We start from the raw sequence: 16,642 nt of genomic DNA, 5'->3' as shown, positions 1-16,642 counted from the left end.
GCTATTGACCTCAAGCCGTCTTGAGGTTCGACACTGGGCAGATGCTGGACATCGGAGTAGTACTGCCATCGGTGGCGGTACAACGAGAGGAAAAGCTCGACCTGGCCACTGCTGCACGACACGCGGAGGACGTCGGCCTCGCGAGTGTGTGGCACGGCGATCACCTGGCCGTGGGGACGCCGACACTGGACTGCGCGGTGGGCCTGGCTGTTGCCGCGGCCTCGACGCGGCGCGTCAAGATCGGCGCGAGCGTGTTCGTTCCCGCGATCCGGCCGCTGGCATGGGCGGCCAAGCAGATCGCAAGCCTGCAGTACGTCTCGCGAGGCAGGCTGATCCTGGGCATCGGATCAGGCGGCGGCGCGAAGCAATGGGCTGCCGCGGGCGTGCCCTTCGCACAACGCGGGCACCGCACGGACACGGCGTTACGAATGCTCCCCCGCCTTCTCGCGGGCGAGCACGTCGATGAACTCGACGTCGAACTGCTGCCCGCGGTGACCCGACCGCCGTTCTGGATCGGCAACGCCTCAACCACCGCGATCCAACGAACCGTCCGCTACGGCGACGGCTGGTTCCCGTCGCTCATCACGCCGGAAGACGTTGCCAAAGGCGCGAAACAGCTCTCCGGACGGACCGTCGCGATCGGCGCGACCGGACGAATCAACGACGACGACAGCCGCACCGAGATCGCCATGAGCCTCAGTCAGGCATATGGCATGCCGCTCGAACGCGCCACGAAGATCCCGATCACGGGCTGCCGCGAACAGGTGGCCGAGCGCTTCGCGGCCTACGAAGCCGCCGGAGCACAGCACCTCGTCTTCGGCATCTCCGGCGGCGACTGGCTGGAACAAACCGAACTCCTGGCCGACGCCCGCACCTGACCCCCGGGCGTGTCCACCACTCCGGCACCCCGTGTCGCACATTCCAGCACCATGAAATTCCCCTGGCCTGCGATTCCGGTGTGCTGGAAAGGTGGACACACCGTGCTGGAAAGGTGGACACGGCTAGGTCGCGTCGATGAACTCCAGCCGGTTGCCCACCGCGTCATAGGTGTGCAGCCTGCGGCGGCCCGGGATCTCGGCCGGATCGGGCCAGACCACTTCGCATCCCGCGTCCCGCAGGGCCGCCGCGACCGCGTCGAGGTCGGCCAGGAACGCCGGATGAGCCTTGCGAGCAGGGCGGAAGTCCGCCTCGACGCCTACGTGCAGCTCTCCCCCGCCGGGCACCTGGAACCAGCATCCGCCGCGTGCGGCGAGCAGCGGAGGCTTGTCCAGTTCCGGCCAGCCGAGCACCCCGTGGTAGAACGCCCGCAGTCGATCTTCGCTACCTGCCGGACACGCCACCTGGACATGGTGAATCATCTCTCTCCACCCCGCCTTGTCGTCGAATACAGGACAAGCGTACTGTTAGTGGCGAGGATGGGGCCCGGGGTCTGCGAGTCCAGCGGGGATGCGCGAGACTCGGCCTAACCCGAACTGACTTTTGCTGCCACCCGCACACCGGCGCGCGAGATGGAGTTGGACGTGACTGCACCTGCGAGCAAGGACAGCTTCGGTGCCCGCGGCACGCTGACGGTCGGCGATACCTCATACGAGGTGTTCCGGCTCAACGCGGTCGACGGCGCCGAGCGCCTGCCGTACAGCCTGAAGATCCTGATGGAGAACCTGCTTCGGACCGAGGACGGCGTGAACATCACCGCCGACCACGTCCGTGCCCTCGCCGGATGGGACCCGAGCGCCGAACCCGCCACCGAGATCCAGTTCACCCCCGCCCGCGTGGTCATGCAGGACTTCACCGGCGTGCCCTGCATCGTCGACCTGGCGACCATGCGCGAGGCGGTGACCCAGCTTGGCGGCGACCCGGACAAGGTCAACCCGCTGGCACCGGCCGAGCTGGTGATCGACCACTCGGTGATCGCCGACATCTTCGGCCGCCCGGACGCGTTCGAGCGCAACGTCGACCTGGAGTACGAGCGCAACAAGGAGCGCTACCAGTTCCTGCGCTGGGGCCAGACCGCGTTCTCCGAGTTCAAGGTCGTCCCGCCGGGCACCGGCATCGTGCACCAGGTCAACATCGAGCACCTGGCGCGCGTGGTGATGACCCGTGGCGGCCAGGCCTACCCGGACACCCTGGTCGGCACCGACAGCCACACCACGATGGTCAACGGCATCGGCGTGCTGGGCTGGGGCGTGGGCGGCATCGAGGCCGAGGCGGCCATGCTCGGCCAGCCGGTGTCGATGCTGATCCCGCGGGTGGTCGGCTTCAAGCTGCACGGTGAGCTCCCCGCGGGCGCCACCGCGACCGACCTCGTGCTGACCATCACCGAGATGCTGCGCAAGCACGGTGTGGTCGGCAAGTTCGTCGAGTTCTACGGCACCGGCGTCGGCGCTGTGCCGCTGGCCAACCGTGCCACCATCGGCAACATGAGCCCGGAGTTCGGCTCGACCTGCGCGATCTTCCCGATCGACGGCGAGACCATCGACTACCTGCGGCTCACCGGCCGGTCCGACGAGCAGCTGGCGCTGGTCGAGGCGTACGCGAAGGATCAGGGCCTGTGGCACGACCCGTCGGTCGAGGCCGCCTACTCCGAGACGCTCGAGCTCGATCTGTCCACTGTGGTCCCGTCGATCGCCGGTCCGAAGCGCCCGCAGGACCGCATCGTGCTGGCGGAGGCCAAGCCCGCGTTCCGCGGCGCGCTGGGCAGCTACGTCTCGCACACCGAGGAGAAGTCGACCTCCACTGTGGACGAAGCGGTCGAGGACACCTTCCCGGCCAGCGACCCGGTCGCCATCCACGAGGGTGAGAACGGCGACGGCAAGCCGCGCGTCGCGCACTCCGCGGCTGAGGGCAGCGAGGGCCGTCCGTCTGCGCCGACCACGGTCACCGTGGACGGCAACACCTTCGAGCTCGACCACGGTGCCGTCGCGATCGCCGCGATCACGTCCTGCACCAACACCTCGAACCCGTCGGTGATGATCGGCGCCGCGCTGCTGGCGAAGAAGGCCGTGGACAAGGGCCTCGAGCGCAAGCCGTGGGTGAAGACGACGCTGGCGCCGGGCTCGAAGGTGGTCATGGACTACTACGAGCGCGCGGGTCTGCTGCCGTACCTGGAGAAGCTGGGCTTCCACCTGGTCGGTTACGGCTGCACCACGTGCATCGGCAACTCCGGCCCGCTGCAGGACGAGATCTCGCAGGCCGCGCAGGACGCCGACCTCGCGCTGGTGTCGGTGCTGTCGGGCAACCGGAACTTCGAGGGCCGGATCAACCCGGACATCAAGATGAACTACCTGGCCAGCCCGCCGCTGGTGGTGGCGTACGCGCTGGCCGGGTCGATGGACCTGGACATCGTCAAGGAGCCGATCGGCACCGGCTCGGACGGCAAGCCGGTGTTCCTCGCGGACATCTGGCCGTCGCCGCAGGAGATCCAGGACGTGATCGCGTCCTCGATCTCGTCGGAGATGTTCACCAACGACTACGCCGACGTGTTCGCGGGTGACGAGCGGTGGCGTTCGCTGCCGACCCCGACCGGCAACACCTTCGAGTGGGACACCGAGTCGACGTACGTGCGCAAGCCCCCGTACTTCGAGGGCATGAAGAACGACCCGTCGCCGGTCACCGACATCGACGGTGCCCGGGTGCTTGCGCTGCTGGGCGACTCGGTCACCACCGACCACATCTCCCCGGCAGGTGCGATCAAGCAGGACTCGCCCGCGGGCAAGTACCTGACCGAGCACGGCGTGGAGCGCAAGGACTTCAACTCCTACGGTTCCCGTCGTGGCAACCACGAGGTGATGATCCGCGGCACCTTCGCCAACATCCGGCTGCGTAACCTGCTGCTGGACGACGTGCAGGGTGGCTTCACGCGCAACTTCCTCGAGGACGGCGCGCCGCAGACCACCATCTACGACGCGTCCGTCGCCTACGCCGAGGCCGGTGTGCCGCTGGTTGTGTTGGCGGGCAAGGAGTACGGCTCGGGTTCGTCGCGTGACTGGGCCGCGAAGGGCACTTCGCTGCTCGGTGTGCGTGCGGTCATCGCCGAGTCGTTCGAGCGCATCCACCGGTCGAACCTGATCGGTATGGGCGTGCTGCCGCTGCAGTTCCCCGAGGGCGAGACGGTGTCCTCGCTGGGCCTCGACGGCACGGAGACGTTCGACTTCAGCGGCATCACCAAGCTGAACGACGGCGAGACCCCGCGCACGGTCAAGGTCACGGCCACCAAGGCGGACGGCTCGAAGGTCGAGTTCGACGCGGTCGTGCGGATCGACACGCCGGGTGAGGCGGACTACTACCGCAACGGCGGCATCATGCAGTACGTGCTGCGCAAGATGGTTCGTTCCTGATCATCTGCTGTGACAACACCGCCGGGGCGCACGTCGCCCCGGCGGTGTTTGGCATTTAGCGGACATGTGTTGCGCTCGCTTTGCGCTGCTCCCGCAGACTCAGTGGGCACCGTCGAGTCCCCGCTCGGCGGTGCCCTTCGTTCAGACTGCGGTGTAGCAGCTGACTTCCATGCCGTCCTCGACCGGGAATTCCACGCTGACATACCCGTTGGCGGGGTCACGGACGTAGCCGAGGTAGTCGGCCATCGTCGGGAACGTGACGTCGTCGGCGACAACCAGCGCGCCCGGCGTGAGTTTGGGTTCCAGCAACTTCAGCACGGGCAGGCAAAGGTCCTTCCACCCGTCCAGCAGGACCATGCCGATCGGCCCAGGGACCTCTTTCAGTGATTCGCGCGCGTCGCCCGGCAGGACGGTGACGTGCTCGGCCAGCCCGGCTTCTTTGAGGTTCGCTTGTGCGGCTTCGCGTTTCGAGTCGTTCATCTCGCTGCCGTACACGTGTCCCGTGCCGTTGTCGGCGACCGCGGCGGCGAGGTAGATCGTGGATATCCCGAACGAAGTACCGAATTCCACCACGGTTTCCGGCCGCGCCGCCCGGATGAGCGAGTAGAGGAGCTTGCCGCCGTCGGCCGAGATCGGCATGTAGATCTCCGCGAGGGCATCGGCATGCCCCTGCGGGTCAGCGGGATACGACTGCGGCCAGGCGTCGTTCGCGGCATTCGCGAACAGCCGATCGAGCACTGCCTGGACCTTCGCGAGAGTGTTGGCCATAGTCCTAGCGTAGACACAACGTTGCGTCTAGGCTAGGACTTATTAGTCTTCGGGAGTGACGAACATGCGCCACCACGGCAACCGGCACGGCCGCAGCGAACAGGCCCGCCAAGCCGTCCTGGAAGCCGCCGACGACATCCTCGTGGAGCGCGGCTTCGCCGGCGTCACAGTGGAAGGCATCGCCGCACGCGCAGGCGTGGCGAAGCAGACGATCTACCGCTGGTGGCCGTCGAAGGTCGACATCCTGCTGGACGCGTTCGTCGACGACATGAACGAGGAACTGACACCGCCCGACCTGGGCTCGCTGGCCGACGACCTCGCCGCCTACCTCCCCATGCTCGCCACCTTCCTGACCGAGACCGACGAGGGCGCGGTCTTCCGTGCCCTGGCAGGCCAAGCGCAACACGACCCCGCGGTGGCCGCCCGCTTTCGTGACGAGTGCGTGCTTCCGTTGCGCGCCAGGGACAGGCTCATCCTCCAGCGGGCCGCCGAGCGGGGCGAATTCGCCGACCTCGATGTCGAGGCGGCAGTCGACCAGCTCGTCGGCCCGCTGTACTACCGCGTACTGGTGACCGGCGAGCCCATCACACGCGAGTTCATCGACGGGCTCGTCCGGGCACTGGTTGCTTAACGAGTTCCGCCGGTCGGCGTCATCGAGAACTTCACGAATCGAGGCCGGTAGATACTCGGGTCACGGTAGTGGTGAGCGGTGTCCGACACTTGACTGTCGAAGCTGTTCACGTTGTAGGACAAGGTGAACGGGCCGTCTTCGGGTGACAGCGTGTCGTGGATGTGAGCGTTGTAGGCGAAGATCGTGCCGTCCTGGTAGCTGCCGTACGGCCCTGGCTCAGGCATGTGGTACACCAACGTCTCCAGTTGCCATGGGCCATGCGGGGAACACGACACGGAAGCGCGGATCTCGCCGCTGAACGCCGCCGTGCTGGTCTGGCTCAGCACGGTGAAGCCGCCGTACCAAGGCGTCACGCTGTACTCGTTGGCGATGCCCGTGAAGACGTTCGCCGCTTCCTTCTCGTGCTTCATCCATCCGGTGCCCGGCCTGAGGTACTCCCAGTCGCCGGTGAGGTCGGTTCCCCGGACGCGCGCGACACGCATCTGCTTGTTGATCGGAGCGTCGTCCACGCCGTAGATGTAGGTGTACCCGTCACCGCTGCGGCTGGCCGGCAGCAGGGCCGAACCCCAGCCCACGCCGGGAGTCGACGGAACCGGGTCGACGTAGAGCGGTTCGTGGCCGTGGGTGGTGCCGAGGTTGGCCAGTGAGAACCAGGCCACGAAGTTCGCCTTGTGCCTGAAATCCCAGTCCCCTGGCCCGAACTTGTAGTACTCCTGGAACAGCACCTGCAGGTAGTTGGTGCCGCCTTCGTTGTGGATCAGGCCGTCACCGAGCCAGTACCAGTGCTTCTCGGCGGCAGGCGTCATCAGTCCCTTGGGTGTGGCGGCCGTGCCACCCCGCAGTGTCGTCAGATTGTCGCCGTCCTTGAGTACGAAGGTGCTGTTCACGAACGGGGCATTCGTCGGCCGGGTGCCGTCGCTCTTGAGCGGGCCGAGGAACGTGTCGGAGAACAGGAACAGCAGACGGCCGTCGGGCAGCTTGACCGAAAACGTCGAGTCGCCGCCGGTCCATCCGTTCGGAGTGGTCCTCGCGTAGTCGTTGAAGGTCTGTTCCGGCGGAGCGGTCTTCTGCACGTTGGACACCACGGGCTGGCGCAGATCACACTGCCGGTTCGCGATCGGCGACGAGATCCCCTCGGGTTCCTGCAAACCGGGATAAGGACCGCCGTCGGCTGCCACGACATCCACGAAGAACTCGTCAGTGTTGATCACCCGCTCGGTGCGGTAGAACTCTTCCAGCAGCCTGCCCGCAGCCTGGTTGTCCTCTGACTTGAGCGGGCGAACCGAATAGTGGTGCGTTTCCACGGCCGGATCGTTCGACCCGGTCCAGGCGCCCTGGTTGGTCGAGGCCATCGGGTATTCGTCGCAGTCCCGTGTCTGGTTGCGGCTGTACTGGGCGCCGAAGTTCGTCTTGCACGTAGCGATGGACTTGTCCCGGTTCGCCTTGTGACTGTTGGCCTCCGGAGTCCCCGCGGCGCCCGCGAGCCGCGACAGCGGCGTGCCGCTCTGGATGGAACCTGGTATCTCCTTGTCCTTGACCGACGGTGGGCGCGTCAGGTTGGGCTTGAACTGCGCGGTCCACACGTGTTTCGCTGTTTGCGCCACGTCGGCGGTGGCTTTGAACGTCCAGATCGAGCGGACACCGTCGAAGACGCATCCATAGGACTGCACGCCGACCGGCCATTTCTGATACCTGGCCGAGTCGCAGCGGAACCCGGCCTGCCCGGGGGCGATGACCGGCGCGCTGGACGGCCAGATCTTCGGGCTGGACATCGTGCCCAGCAGGTCGAAGTCGAAAAAGGCGATCTTGTCGGGGCTGGTGTTGCTCCCTTCAGGCGAGCTGTACTCCCAGTCGGCGTACCCAGCGGCTATCCATCCCTCGACTGTGTCCGTACGGCCATTTCCGGGCGCGGCCTGGCATGGAGCTCCGGCGGTGTAGGACTTGCAGGTTCCGGTGAAGCTGAGCGTGGCGGTGTAGTCGACCTTGCCGAAGGCCTGCGGGTCGTCCAGCATCATCCAGTATTTGACTTTGCGCGCGGCCGGGCTGTCCTTGTCCTGATGCCCGTGCCCCATGACAGCGACCCGGAAATTGATGCTGCCGACCTCGACGCACCCATTTCCAGGAGGCGGGCCTTGGCATTTCTCAAAGAAATAAAGATACGCCCTCGCGGTCGTACACCACAGCCAGTGGTCGAGAATGACCCGATTCGTGCCGGGCGGATAGGGCGCGTTCCAGCATTTCGTCATGCTTTCGCTCGGGAAATCGCCGGCGGCAGCGCGGGTAGCCACGCCCGTCTGCCGCATGTAGGCGCCGCGTTTCCGCGTTTCCTCTGGCGTCTCCCACTGGATCCGCTTCTCCCTGACCTGCGGCTCCGCCGGCCGACCAGGCTTGTTCGCGCGAGGCTGAGCCGCAACGGCGTTTCCGTTCCCAGGAGCGGCGATACTGGGCGGAGATATCACAGTCAGTAACAGAGCGACGAGCAGCAATCCGATCGTCGTGGATCTGATTGGTCTGGATAACGGCAAGGGTCGTCTCCCAATCATTCTGCAGAGGGGTATGTACGCCACAGGCATACACGACCGACGAGCCCGTTTGACTAAACTGATCCACCGTACCGGTATTTACGGAGGCAGTGTTCATGTTTAGCTGCAGGAAATTGCGAAACAACGGATGTGAAAGGCGGGAAAACCGCCGAATGCCGAGAAGTCGCCGGGTGCCGGACCTTGTCGAGCTGTATCCCCGGCAGCTCGCAACAGCCCGGCCGCCACGGCGACCCTGACAACGACCCTACGCGTGATTCGCTGCCGCAGCAGGCGCGGGTCAGTCCGAAACGTCCAGCAGGTAGGCGCGCAGGACTCGCTTGAGCTCACCGGTCAGCTCGACCCGCTCTCGGCCCGACGCGGCCAGAATGGCGGGCAGCAGCGCGCCGAAGATCTTCACGGTGACCGTGGCGATCAGCCGTCGTCTGCTCGGATCCAGCTCAGGCACCCTGGTCGCGATCGTCCGGTCGACGTTCTCGGTCACCGAGTCCCGCAGCTTGTCGCACGGCTGCGCCCAGAACATCGCCTCGAACGCACGGTGCTCCTCAGCGATCGCGATCGCCGGATCGACCATCCGGTTGATCACGTCGTCCAGCGGCACACCGACGACCTTGGCCTCCGGGTCGTGCACCTCGGCGAGCACGTCGACGTAACGCTCGGCCAATGCCGCCGCCATGGAGTCCTTGTTCGGGAAGAACTGGTACAGCGTGCCTGGCGAGACGCCCGCCGCCGCGGCGATCGCATTCGTGGTCGCGGCGTTGAAGCCCTCGGCTGCGAAGACTTCCTCAGCCGCGTTCAGCAACTGCGCCATCCGCCGCTCGCCGCGAGCCTGGCGCCTGCGTGGTTTGACTGTCTCGACCACCGGTCCACCTCCGCACCAAGCAGCGTAACGATCAGCGGCCGGCACGCCAAAGACGTGCCGGCCACCGTGTCGTCGAACGGCATGTCCCATCCGGCCGGTCAGACATCCAGAATGCGGTCCTGACCGAGCGGGACCTCGTGCAGCAGCAACCGGCTGCGCGCCTCGCGCACGCCGAGTTCGGCCTTGAGCCGGTCGACGATGTGCTCCAGTTCGAGGGCGTTCGCGACCACCACGTGCAGCAGGTAGTCGTAGTCACCGGTCATCCGCATTGCCGCGATCACCTGCGGAACGTTGACGAGCCCACGCTCGAAACCGGCGCGGTCGACGGTCTCCCGCAGGCGGATGTCGGTGAGGATCTGCAGGCCACGGCCGAGGACTGCGAGGTCGAGCTCCGCCCGATAACCACGGATCACGCCGTCCTTGCGCAGTTTGCGCACCCGGTCGGCGACGGTGTTCGACGACAGCCGGACCAGGCGGCCCAGCTCCTGATAGGTCGCGCGGCCGTCGTTCACCAACGCGGCCAGCAGCTGCCGATCTATCCGGTCCATGCCCGCAGTCTAGGAAATCTCAGCGAGACGGGCGAGTCGCCGATATTTTCTCGGCCGATGGGCGGTTTGCTCCGTTGATTCCGAGCCAATATCGGCTGGATCGGTGTTTGAGTCGAAGGTATGGAGGTTCTCCTACTCAGGGCGACACTCGCCCCCTTGCTGATCCTGCTCACCTCGATCGCGGCACACCGGCTCGGCCCACGGTTCGGTGGCCGCCTGCTCGGACTTCCCCTTTCCACAGCACCATTTCTGGTGATCCTCTGCATCGAACACGGGCCACAGGCCGCGTCCGACGCGGCCCACGGCGCCGCACTGGGCCAGCTGACGGTCGTGACCTTCTGCCTCCTTTACGCCCGCCTGGCCGTAAAGGCACGACCGCTCAAGGCGTTGCCAATAGCTGTCCTTTGTGGAGCGATCGCCGAGGTCGTCGTCGTGCTCACGCATAGCTTGTGGCTCACGGCCATCGCCATCGTCACCGCGGTTGCCGGCGCTGTCGCATGGTCCTCAACCACCGCCGACGCACCTCCGCGGCCTGGCCGGGGATCTCGATGGGACCTTCCGTTCCGGATGGCCGTTTCCGGCGCGGTCGTCCTGATCCTCACGACGACCGCGCCGCTACTCGGGCCTGTCGTCGCGGGTGCTTTGTCCGCGCTACCAGTACTTCTGATCGTCATGGCGCCTTCCGTGCACCGTGCCACCGGAGGCGAGGCAGCCGCCAGCCTGATGTACGGCGCACTGGCGTCAGCCGTCGGCACCATCACGTTCGTGCTCGTATTGTCGATGACGTTGGTCCCGGCGGGACCGTGGGCGGCGTTTGCCTTGGCGCTCGGCGGGATGGCGGCGGTCGACACGATCGTGCGCGCAGCCTGCCGTATGCGCCCACGACTAGAGGTGTCTGGCCATTTCGTCCGGCAGCGTGATCGGCAGCGGAGTGCGGTCGGGTAGGTCGTCGTTGCCGCGGACCACGATGGTGGCGCGCATGATGTCCCGAAGGGCGGCGGCGATCTTGGCGGCTGAACTTGGCTTTGTCACGGCGACACCGCGCACCATCCAGCCTGGGCCGTCGATGCCGATGAACCGGATGACCATGCCGTCCCTCTCGCCCACGATTTCCCTGCCCCACTCACCACGCTCGGCGCGTGCGGATTCCATCGAGGGTGGGAGGTCGAGCAGGTCGGAGCAGACCTCCGGCCACAACCCACCAGCGGGCGAGGCGGCGTACGCGCTCACGGTGCACTGCCCGAGCCCGGTCTGCAGGTGCACTGCCCGCACCTCTGTGTGGTCAGGGCTCAGTTCGACCCGCAACTCGGTGCCGGGCTCGACCGGGATCCGCACGGATCCCAAGTCCAACCGGGAGACCCCGTCATCCGGGGCGTCGCGCACGTCGTACGGGCCAGATGGCGTTGGGGTGTCACGGTTACGCCGGCGGAACCATTTCACGCCGGTGACCCTACTGGGTGGATCGCGGGAGCCCTCGCCGCGATCCACCCGGGCCGGTCAGACGGCTCGGGACAGTGACAGGCCGAACCGGTCGGCCGAGTCGGTCCACCAGCGGGTCAGTTCGAAGCCTGCGTCCGCCAGTTCGGTCGTGATGCCCTCCCGGCGGAATTTGGCGGAGATCTCGGTGTGCAGTTCCTCCCCTTCCTCGAAGGACACCGTCATGTCGAGCGCCGGGATGGTGACCCGCATGGCCTTCTCGGCACGCAGGCGCATCTCGATCCACTCGTTCTCCGGATCCCACAAGGCCACGTGGGAAAAGGCCGAGACGTCGAAATCCGCGCCGAGTTCACGGTTGAGCACGTGCAGCACGTTGCGGTTGAACTCGGCGGTGACACCGGCCGCGTCGTCGTAGGCGACGCGGACCGTTTCGACGTCCTTCACCAGGTCCGTGCCGAGCAGCAGCCACTCCCCTGGTTCCAGGACGTGCCGCACGGAGCGGAGGAACTTGGCGCGTTCGGCGGGCAGCAGGTTTCCGATCGTGCCGCCGAGGAACGCGACCACCCGTGGTACTTCCCCTGGCAGCAAAGCCAAATGCTCGGTGAAGTCACCGACCACGCCGTGCACGGTCAGGCCCGGGTAGTCGACGGCACAAGCTGCCGCAGCCTCCCGCAAAGCGGTCCTGGAGACGTCGAGAGGCACGAACTGATGAAGCGTTCCCGCCGCTCGCAAGGCATCCAGCAGCAGGCGGGTCTTCTCCGACGAGCCGGAGCCAAGTTCGACCAGGGTGTGCGCCTGGCTCGTCGAGGCGATCTCACCCGCGCGGTCGCCGAGGATCTCCCGTTCGGCGCGGGTCGGGTAGTACTCGGGCAGGCGGGTGATCTGCTCGAACAGCTCACTGCCGCGAGCGTCGTAAAACCACTTGGGAGGCAGGGTTTTCGGGTTCGCGGCCAAGCCGACCCGCGCGTCGGCGGCGAGTGCGCGGGCGGCGTGGTCCTCGGCCAAGTGAACGTCGACCACCGGTTCAGTCATGGTTTCCCTTTGGTCGGGCGCCGAGCGGATGCACGGCGAGCGAAGGCGGCCCCGGGATTGCCGTGGCCGTGACGATGTGGTGATCCGGGACGGGTGTCCAACGCGGATCGGTGTCCCACGGCTCGGACGCGAACACCACCGAGTCCTCGGTGACCAGCGTGACGAGCGAGTGGGTCCAGGCGGTCGCGACGAGCGTCCGCCCATCGGTGAGCATCAGGTTGAGTCGTGAGTCCGGAGCCAGCTCCGCGACCTCCAGCACGGTATTGGCGACGGCGTCGCACGGCCCTTGCCCGTCCCGCAACCGGGCACGGACAAGCGCCCACAGCAGAGCAGCGTCGGTCGGCGCGTCGAGCGTCATCAGATCGGTCACGGGCAAGCCCGCGGCCAACGAGGCGATCGACGACGGCCAACCCCGCACGACTCCGTTGTGGCTGAACAACCACTCACCGTCGGTGAAGGGCGCGGCCGCGGTCTCGACAACCGGCATGCCGACGGTCGCCGAACGCACGGCCGCCAGCACACCCGTCGCCTGAACCGGTTTGAGCAGCCCGGGCAGCGCCGTGTCAGTCCACATCGGACTGGCGCGGCGGTACACGACGGCCCTGTCGCCTGCGAACCACCCAACACCGAAGCCGTCGGCGTTGATCGTGCCGCCGCCGCGCATGTCCGCGGGCGCCCAGCTCTGCCGCAGCAACGAGTGCTGCGGCTCGAGTACCAGACCGGCCACGGACACGGCGGGGCCGAGGTAACCCAGATGGCGGCACACTTCTCAGCGCAGTTCGTCGGGCCTGGGGTCCCGGGCGAGCCGGAATCCACTGAAGATCTGCCTGCGGATCGGGTAGTCCCAGTTGCGGAACGTGCCACGGCAGGCCGCCGCGTCCGCGCCGAACGACCCACCGCGCAGCATCTTGTAGTCCGGACCGAAGAACACTTCGGAGTACTCGCGGTACGGGAACGCCACAAACCCCGGGTAGGCATGGAAGTCGCTGCTCGTCCACTCCCACACGTCACCGATCATCTGCGCCACCCCGAACGCGGACTCACCGTGCGGGTACGCGCCGATCCGTGCCGGACGTAGGTGCGCCTGCCCGAGGTTGGCGTGCTCGGGCCCGGGATCCTCGTCGCCCCACGGGTATCTGCGGGACCGTCCGGTGTCCGGGTCGAAGCGCGCGGCCTTCTCCCATTCCGCTTCGGTGGGCAGCCGCTTGCCCGCCCATGCCGCGAACGCCTCGGCTTCGTAGAAACACACGTGCACAACGGGTTCGTCGAGCACGAGTGGTTCGACCGCGCCGAAACCGTTGCGCAGCCAGCGATCCCCGTCCCGCACCCAGAACCTCGGTGCGGCCAGGTTGGCCTTCTGCCGGTAGGCCCAGCCTTCCTCGCTCCACCACTGCTGCTGGTCGTAGCCGCCAGACGTGACGAACTCCAAGTACATCGCGTTGGTCACCGGGTACTTGTCGATGACGAAGGCGTCCACATGCACCTGATGCGCCGGGCGTTCGTTGTCCAAGGCCCATGGCTCGACCGAGGTCCCCATGGTGAACGGACCCGCGGGCACCAGTATCTCGCGGTTGATCACCGGGCCGGGCGGTGCGGGTGGTAATGGCGCGTGCAGCACCGGGTCGCCGGTTCGCAGCTGATGCGTGGCAAGCATGGTCTCGTTGTGCTGCTGTTCGTGTTGCACGATCATGCCGAACGCGAACGCGTTCTCGACCAGCTTGCGGCCTTCCAGCGGCGTGCTGGCCAGCACGTCCATCACCTTGTCCCGGACCTCACGCACGTACGACCGCGTCTCGACCGGTGACAGCAACGGCAGGGCCGGCCTGTCAGCACGGGGATGCTGGAACGCGTCGTACATGTTGTCGATGTCCTCACGGACCGGCTCCCGGCCGCCGACGTCACGGACGAGCCACAGCTCCTCCTGGTTGCCGATGTGCGCGAAGTCCCACACCAGCGGGGACATCAGTTTCGAGTGCTGACGGACCAGGTCGTGCTCGTCCACCGCGTCGGTCAGTGCGGTACTGCGGGCGCGCGACCGGGCCAGCTGCTGCGCGACCCGATCGCGCATCTTCTCCGTTTCAAGCTCGCTGAACGCGGTCATCCCTGGTTCCTCCCGTCCCGCAACCTGCGTTCGATATCGCTGGTCACCAGCTGCGCGAGATGCGGCGGCAGTCCGGTGACGCCGAGGGCGCCCAGGCCCAGCTCGGCGATCCTGGCGGCAGTACGGGCAAGCTCAGGATCACGCAGCCCGTCGCGCGCCGCGGTCAGCCAGCGGTCCGCGACCGGCATGCAGATGTCGATCACCTCGTCGACCTTGCTGAGCAGGGCGACGAGCAGGGCGGCAGGGGCGAGCCAGCGGTCACCTTCCTGCGCGTCGATGTACCGGACCTCCAGGTAGCCGTGCGCCCGCACGGGCGGGAACAGCGTGGAGATGTGGTACTCCAGATCGGCGATGGTCGGCACCCGGCCGAGGTCGGCCCGCCCGGTGACCCAGTCGGAGAACGTGACAGCGGGCGGCGCGTCCCAGCACTCGTCGTCGCGGCGGACGCATAACAACGGCGTCTCCAGCACGCGACGCGCCCAGTTGGTGGCCGGATCGCCGGTGATCTCACTCGGATACGTGCGGACCGGGTCGGTGCCCAGCACCGTGCGCAGCCGGTTGGACACCCAACCGGTTCGCCGGCCGAGCATCTGGGGCGAGTTGGCGAACAGCGCACTCAACGGCGGACCGAGCACGTGCACGGCCGTCCACCGCGCGGCATGGTCCTGCTGTTCGCCTGCGTCCACACACACCTGGAATCCGGCGGTGCTGCACATCATTGTGACGCCGTCGGTGCCCAGCGGAGCGAACGCCTTCTCCATCGCCTTGTAGCGCGGCGTGCCGAGAATTCGCTGAGGAGTCCGATAGGGATCGATCGCCGACGTGCCCAGCGCGAGGCCATGAGCCGCGAGCAGGCCCGTCAGGTATTCGGTGTCCTGGGTGACGGTGGCGTACAGGTCGGTCAGGGAATCCTCCGGCTGAGCCGAGATCTCGACCTGACCGCCGGGCTCGGCGGTGAGCGGTGAGCCACCTGGCAGGGAAATTTGGGGACTGTCTGCACGCAACGTGGGAGGTGCGTGGTCGCCGAGTGCCTCCCGAAGCACTTGGGCGGTCAGCTGACGCTGGGGATCATCGACGTAGTGGACTGTCCATTCGAGCTCGACGCCGATGAGCCTCGGTGGGCCGTGCTTGAAACAGACGGAAGCGACGTAGGCCTCGGCTTCCACCCGCTCACGCAGCGGGCGAAACTCCGGCCCGTTGATGGGCGTGTCCCGCAATATGGTCACTCTTGCACTCCTTCGCTCAGACCGCCTCCGACGCTACCCCCGGGGTACGACAAAAGCATTGCGAAGAACTTACGAGCGCCCTCGGTCCAGCGGTGATTACTCAGCGCATCAGGAAATCGGCGGTACGGAGCAACGTGTCACGCGGAAAGACCATCCCTGGCCGCATGGTTGCTTGGCCGACCAGTCGCGCGGTGCCCGCGACACGCTGGGAAGCCTTGCGGCGCAACGAATCGTAGCGACGCAGCGCCTGGTCCGTGTCGGACATTGTCGCCAGACAACGGCCCAGCACAGCGCCGTCCTCCAACGCCTGACAAGCGCCCTGCCCGAGGTCGGGAGTCATGGCGTGGGCCGCATCACCCACCAGGGCAACACGATCCCGCACGTACGAGCGCAGTCGTGGCCCGACGTAGTAGAGGTCGTGCCGGATGATGTCCGATTCGTCCGTGGCCGCAAGGATTTGCGGAACCGGGTCACACCACTTGCCGAATATCCGGTGAAGTTCCGGCAAATGCCGGTCGGCATGACGCAAACCAGCGGGTGACCATACCGGAGCGAACCAGTTCGTCCGGCCACCCTCCACGCCGGTGACCCCGAACTTGGCCCCACGGCCCAGAATCTCGCCGCTGGGGCCGTACTCGCCTGGCACGATGCCGCGCCACGCCGAATATCCGGAGTACCGAAGTCCATACGCGTCACCGAAACACGTCTTGCGCACGACGCTGTTGATGCCGTCGGCGCCGACGACGACACCACCGGAGGCGGCCAAACTGTCCACATCAGACACTTCGATCCCGGTTCTCAGCACTTCGGACGGCAATGCATCATGCAGCAACTGGGTGAGCGCGCCGCGGGATATCAGCACAACGGCATTCCGTGGCCGAATTCGGGCAAGCGGACGGCCATCCGGCCGTCGGAACACGGCTTCCGCTTGCACCACACCGATTTGACGGACTTTGTCGCCCAACCCCAGCCCGTCCAGGGCGCGTAAGGCGTTGGGCCACATACCCAGCGCAGTCCCCGCGTCCGCTAACGCGTCACGGCGCTCCAGCACACGTACTGGGCGCCCCGCCTTGGTCAGCGCGACTGCGCACGCCAACCCGCCGATCCCGCCGCCTACCACGGTAATGTCCATGAACCGAGGCTACTACAACCATAGTTCG

15 protein-coding genes are annotated in these 16,642 nt (G+C 66.7%); 4 read left to right on the top strand and 11 right to left on the bottom strand.

Going from position 1 to position 16,642, the window contains the following annotated elements:
* The first annotated feature begins 41 nt into the window (after positions 1-41).
* Positions 42-878 carry an LLM class flavin-dependent oxidoreductase gene (locus tag B9C43_RS04085; RefSeq protein ID WP_084424671.1) on the top strand — a complete coding sequence of 279 codons (837 nt, stop codon included), beginning with the start codon at positions 42-44 and terminating at the stop codon, positions 876-878.
* A 123-nt stretch (positions 879-1,001) separates the two neighbouring features.
* Here B9C43_RS04085 and B9C43_RS04080 read toward each other — a convergent pair whose 3' ends face one another.
* Positions 1,002-1,358: a VOC family protein gene (locus tag B9C43_RS04080; protein ID WP_084424669.1), complete on the bottom strand. Its 357-nt coding sequence runs from the start codon at positions 1,356-1,358 to the stop codon at positions 1,002-1,004.
* A gap of 162 nt (positions 1,359-1,520) precedes the next feature.
* On the opposite strand from B9C43_RS04080, the gene B9C43_RS04075 reads away from it, so the two are divergent.
* Positions 1,521-4,337 (top strand): aconitate hydratase, encoded by a 2,817-nt coding sequence (locus B9C43_RS04075; RefSeq protein WP_084425575.1) that lies wholly within the window; start codon positions 1,521-1,523, stop codon positions 4,335-4,337.
* Between the two features lie 141 nt (positions 4,338-4,478).
* On the opposite strand, the gene B9C43_RS04070 is transcribed toward B9C43_RS04075, so the two are convergent.
* Entirely contained in the window at positions 4,479-5,105 is a 627-nt protein-coding gene (locus B9C43_RS04070) for an O-methyltransferase (protein ID WP_084424668.1), read from the bottom strand.
* Between the two features lie 64 nt (positions 5,106-5,169).
* Between B9C43_RS04070 and B9C43_RS04065 the strand changes: the two genes are divergently transcribed.
* Positions 5,170-5,736, top strand: coding sequence for a TetR/AcrR family transcriptional regulator (locus tag B9C43_RS04065; protein WP_084424667.1), 567 nt, complete (start codon positions 5,170-5,172; stop codon positions 5,734-5,736).
* On the opposite strand, the gene B9C43_RS04060 is transcribed toward B9C43_RS04065, so the two are convergent.
* The 3 genes from B9C43_RS04060 to B9C43_RS04050 all read right to left on the bottom strand — a co-directional run bounded on the left by B9C43_RS04060 (position 5,733) and on the right by B9C43_RS04050 (position 9,686).
* Positions 5,733-7,808 (bottom strand): DUF4185 domain-containing protein, encoded by a 2,076-nt coding sequence (locus B9C43_RS04060; RefSeq protein ID WP_160096311.1) that lies wholly within the window; start codon positions 7,806-7,808, stop codon positions 5,733-5,735. The genes B9C43_RS04065 and B9C43_RS04060 overlap by 4 nt on opposite strands.
* A 748-nt stretch (positions 7,809-8,556) precedes the next feature.
* Positions 8,557-9,138, bottom strand: a complete 582-nt coding sequence (locus B9C43_RS04055; protein ID WP_160096309.1) for a TetR/AcrR family transcriptional regulator — start codon at positions 9,136-9,138, stop codon at positions 8,557-8,559.
* 98 nt (positions 9,139-9,236) lie between these two features.
* The gene (locus B9C43_RS04050; protein WP_033393423.1) at positions 9,237-9,686 is read right to left on the bottom strand and encodes an Lrp/AsnC family transcriptional regulator; all 450 of its coding nucleotides are present in this window, start codon (positions 9,684-9,686) and stop codon (positions 9,237-9,239) included.
* Positions 9,687-9,806: 120 nt separating this feature from the next.
* Between B9C43_RS04050 and B9C43_RS04045 the strand changes: the two genes are divergently transcribed.
* Positions 9,807-10,631 (top strand): hypothetical protein, encoded by an 825-nt coding sequence (locus B9C43_RS04045; protein ID WP_084424661.1) that lies wholly within the window; start codon positions 9,807-9,809, stop codon positions 10,629-10,631.
* Here B9C43_RS04045 and B9C43_RS04040 read toward each other — a convergent pair.
* From B9C43_RS04040 to B9C43_RS04015, 6 genes are all read right to left on the bottom strand, one after another.
* Positions 10,572-11,126, bottom strand: a complete 555-nt coding sequence (locus B9C43_RS04040) for a DUF3710 domain-containing protein (RefSeq protein WP_160096307.1) — start codon at positions 11,124-11,126, stop codon at positions 10,572-10,574. The genes B9C43_RS04045 and B9C43_RS04040 overlap by 60 nt on opposite strands.
* Positions 11,127-11,183: 57 nt before the next feature.
* Positions 11,184-12,155 (bottom strand): L-histidine N(alpha)-methyltransferase, encoded by a 972-nt coding sequence (gene egtD, locus B9C43_RS04035; protein ID WP_033393425.1) that lies wholly within the window; start codon positions 12,153-12,155, stop codon positions 11,184-11,186.
* Positions 12,148-12,921: an ergothioneine biosynthesis protein EgtC gene (gene egtC, locus B9C43_RS04030; protein WP_084424658.1), complete on the bottom strand. Its 774-nt coding sequence runs from the start codon at positions 12,919-12,921 to the stop codon at positions 12,148-12,150. The genes egtD and egtC overlap by 8 nt, the downstream gene beginning before the upstream one ends.
* A 3-nt stretch (positions 12,922-12,924) precedes the next feature.
* Positions 12,925-14,256, bottom strand: coding sequence for an ergothioneine biosynthesis protein EgtB (gene egtB / locus B9C43_RS04025; RefSeq protein ID WP_084424656.1), 1,332 nt, complete (start codon positions 14,254-14,256; stop codon positions 12,925-12,927).
* Complete coding sequence (egtA, locus tag B9C43_RS04020) at positions 14,253-15,482, bottom strand: ergothioneine biosynthesis glutamate--cysteine ligase EgtA (RefSeq protein ID WP_051897937.1); 1,230 nt, start codon at positions 15,480-15,482, stop codon at positions 14,253-14,255. Before egtA ends, egtB begins: the two co-directional genes overlap by 4 nt.
* 100 nt (positions 15,483-15,582) lie before the next feature.
* Entirely contained in the window at positions 15,583-16,614 is a 1,032-nt protein-coding gene (locus B9C43_RS04015) for an FAD-dependent oxidoreductase (RefSeq protein WP_033393431.1), read from the bottom strand.
* Positions 16,615-16,642: the final 28 nt, after the last annotated feature.

This window comes from Kibdelosporangium aridum (assembly GCF_900176515.1).
Taxonomy (GTDB): Bacteria; Actinomycetota; Actinomycetes; order Mycobacteriales; family Pseudonocardiaceae; genus Kibdelosporangium; species Kibdelosporangium aridum.
The sequence above is the reverse complement of the archived record's forward strand: the minus strand, read 5'-3'. Positions and strand labels throughout refer to the sequence as shown.

What these genes read in the sequence shown, in the direction of transcription:
- B9C43_RS04045 (WP_084424661.1), top strand. Translation starts at nt 9,807, where the DNA reads ATGGAGGTTCTCCTACTCAGGGCGACACTCGCCCCCTTGCTGATCCTG.
- egtB (WP_084424656.1), bottom strand. Translation starts at nt 14,256, where the DNA reads ATGACCGCGTTCAGCGAGCTTGAAACGGAGAAGATGCGCGATCGGGTC.
- B9C43_RS04085 (WP_084424671.1), top strand. Translation starts at nt 42, where the DNA reads ATGCTGGACATCGGAGTAGTACTGCCATCGGTGGCGGTACAACGAGAG.
- B9C43_RS04070 (WP_084424668.1), bottom strand. Translation starts at nt 5,105, where the DNA reads ATGGCCAACACTCTCGCGAAGGTCCAGGCAGTGCTCGATCGGCTGTTC.
- B9C43_RS04060 (WP_160096311.1), bottom strand. Translation starts at nt 7,808, where the DNA reads ATGGGGCACGGGCATCAGGACAAGGACAGCCCGGCCGCGCGCAAAGTC.
- egtD (WP_033393425.1), bottom strand. Translation starts at nt 12,155, where the DNA reads ATGACTGAACCGGTGGTCGACGTTCACTTGGCCGAGGACCACGCCGCC.
- B9C43_RS04015 (WP_033393431.1), bottom strand. Translation starts at nt 16,614, where the DNA reads ATGGACATTACCGTGGTAGGCGGCGGGATCGGCGGGTTGGCGTGCGCA.
- B9C43_RS04065 (WP_084424667.1), top strand. Translation starts at nt 5,170, where the DNA reads ATGCGCCACCACGGCAACCGGCACGGCCGCAGCGAACAGGCCCGCCAA.
- B9C43_RS04080 (WP_084424669.1), bottom strand. Translation starts at nt 1,358, where the DNA reads ATGATTCACCATGTCCAGGTGGCGTGTCCGGCAGGTAGCGAAGATCGA.
- B9C43_RS04050 (WP_033393423.1), bottom strand. Translation starts at nt 9,686, where the DNA reads ATGGACCGGATAGATCGGCAGCTGCTGGCCGCGTTGGTGAACGACGGC.